Source organism: Salinibacterium sp. (genome assembly GCF_031364185.1).
Lineage (GTDB): Bacteria > Actinomycetota > Actinomycetes > Actinomycetales > Microbacteriaceae > Rhodoglobus.
In genome coordinates, this window is sequence record NZ_JANLVV010000102.1 from 1 (window position 1) to 2,333 (window position 2,333).

Consider the following 2,333-nt stretch of genomic DNA (forward strand, 5'->3'; position numbering starts at 1 on the left):
GCGCATAGTTCCCGTGGGCAGCTTTGCGAGGGCCGCGCTCGACACCTATCTGATGCGCGCTCGACCGAGCTTCTCGGGTCGCGGAAAGCACACCCCTGCCCTCTTTCTCGGGGCACGCGGGCAGCGCGTATCGAGACAGAATGCCTGGCTGATCATCAGGGCGGCCGCCGAAAGGGCAGGTCTGGGGCTTGAGATCTCCCCGCATACGTTCCGACATTCGTTCGCCACCCACCTTCTGGCGGGAGGCGCGGATGTTCGCGTGGTGCAGGAGCTGTTGGGCCACTCGTCGGTCGCGACCACCCAGATCTACACGATGGTCACCGCCGACACGCTGCGCGACATGTATACGACGGCCCACCCGCGCGCGCGGTGACCGCTGATAACCTTCAACCTCTGGTAGAGGCGAACCGAGCGCGTCCCGTGCGTCGCAGCCTCGGCACCGAAAAGGGGCGCCGTACACTCGAGGCATGACAGTGCACAGGGACGATTCGGTGGTGCTGTCTGGCATGGAAGCCCCGATCAAAGGCCCCACCGGCAGGCTGTTGCGAACATTCGCCGAACCACCGGTGCTGAAGGGGCACGGCCCCGCCCGCATCATCTCGCTGTGTAACCAGAAGGGTGGGGTCGGCAAGACAACGACCACCATCAACCTCGGTGCGGCGCTAGCCGAGGTGGGCCGCCGCGTGCTGGTCATCGACTTCGACCCGCAAGGAGCACTGTCCGCCGGCCTCGGTGTTCCGACGCATGACGTGCCCACGATCTACGATCTGCTTCTGGGCACCGTGACCAATCCGGCCGAGGCGATAGTGCACACCAACTACGCAAATCTCGACATCATCCCAGCCAACATCGACCTGTCCGCTGCCGAAGTGCACCTCGTCAACGAGGTTGCGCGCGAGACGATCCTGGCCCGAGTGTTACGCAAGGTCAGCGACCGGTACGACGTCATCCTCATCGACTGTCAGCCGTCGCTCGGGCTTCTCACTGTTAACGCGCTCACGGCGGCCCATGGTGTGCTGATTCCCCTCGAGTGCGAGTTCTTTGCCCTGCGCGGAGTGGCGCTGCTCGTCGAAACGATCGACAAGGTTCGGGATCGGCTCAATCCTGCTATCGAGCTCGACGGCATCCTGGCCACAATGTACGATTCGCGCACCCTTCATTCGCGCGAGGTGCTCGACCGTGTGGTCGAGACCTTCGGCGACAGTGTGCTCGAGACGGTGATCGGCCGTACGGTGAAATTCCCCGATGCCAGTGTTGCCGGGGCACCGATCACCACGTTCGCGCCAGAGCATGCCGCGTCACAGGCGTACCGCCAGCTGGCGAGAGAGCTGATCTCCCGTGGCGCTGCCGCCTGACGGCGTTGTACTCGTGAATTCGGACACGGTGGAGCGGGGCCACGGCTTCTCGGTCAGCCTCAACAACTTCACCGGGCCGTTTGACCTCCTGCTCTCGCTCATCACCAAGCACGAGCTCGACATCACCGAGGTGTCACTCTCGAAGATTACCGACGAGTTCATTTCCTACCTGCGTGGACTTGACTCAGCAGAGGAGCTCGACCAGGCCACGGAATTCCTCGTGGTGGCGGCCACCCTGCTCGACCTGAAGGTGGCAGGGCTGCTTCCCCAAGGCGAGCTGGTGGATGCCGAAGACGTCGCGTTGCTTGAGGCGCGCGACCTGCTCTTCGCCAGGCTGTTGCAATACCGGGCGTTCAAGGAGGCGGCGCAGTGGTTTTCGGGCCGGCTCGATACCGAATCCACCCGGCATGTCAGGTCGGTGCGACTCGAGGAAAAATATCGCAAACAGACGCCCGAGCTGGTGTGGACGCTGACGCTCGACGATTTCGCGGCGGTCGCAGCGCTCGCATTCACGCCTCGTGAAATTCCTTCGGTGGGCCTTGACCACCTGCACGCTCCGCTCGTATCTATCCGGGAGCAGGCGGCACACGTGGTTGCCCTGCTGCGCGGGGGCGCGACACTGACCTTTCGCCAACTCATCGCCGGAGCGGACCAGAAGGGTGTGGTCATCGCGCGATTCCTGGCCGTGCTTGAGCTGTACCGTGGAGAGTTCATCGGTTTCGACCAGGTCGAACCGCTGGGCGAGCTGCACATCCACTGGTCGGCCGAGCACTGGACCGACGACAGCCTCGCAGACCTCGGGAGCGACTATGGAAACTAATACGGCCGAAACCAACCTGATCGACACCGACACGATCGACAACGACACGATCGAAACCGACACTGGCGTGACCGTGGCGACCAGCGTCATCCACCTGGAGCGCAGCGTCGAGGCGATCCTGATGGTGGCCGACGAGCCACAGTCGGTTGTATCGCTCG

At 63.5% G+C, this 2,333-nt stretch carries 3 protein-coding genes; all 3 read left to right on the forward strand.

Translation table 11 applies throughout. From position 1 onward, the window contains the following. Positions 1-373 (forward strand): tyrosine-type recombinase/integrase (locus RMN95_RS04860; protein ID WP_309615826.1); only part of this gene is annotated, 373 nt, incomplete at its 5' end. Positions 374-467: 94 nt separating this feature from the next. Next, positions 468-1,355 (forward strand): ParA family protein, encoded by an 888-nt coding sequence (locus tag RMN95_RS04865; protein WP_309615827.1) that lies wholly within the window; start codon positions 468-470, stop codon positions 1,353-1,355. After that, complete coding sequence (locus RMN95_RS04870; protein ID WP_397545176.1) at positions 1,339-2,175, forward strand: segregation and condensation protein A; 837 nt, start codon at positions 1,339-1,341, stop codon at positions 2,173-2,175. The genes RMN95_RS04865 and RMN95_RS04870 overlap by 17 nt, the downstream gene beginning before the upstream one ends. The last annotated feature ends 158 nt before the right edge of the window (positions 2,176-2,333 follow it).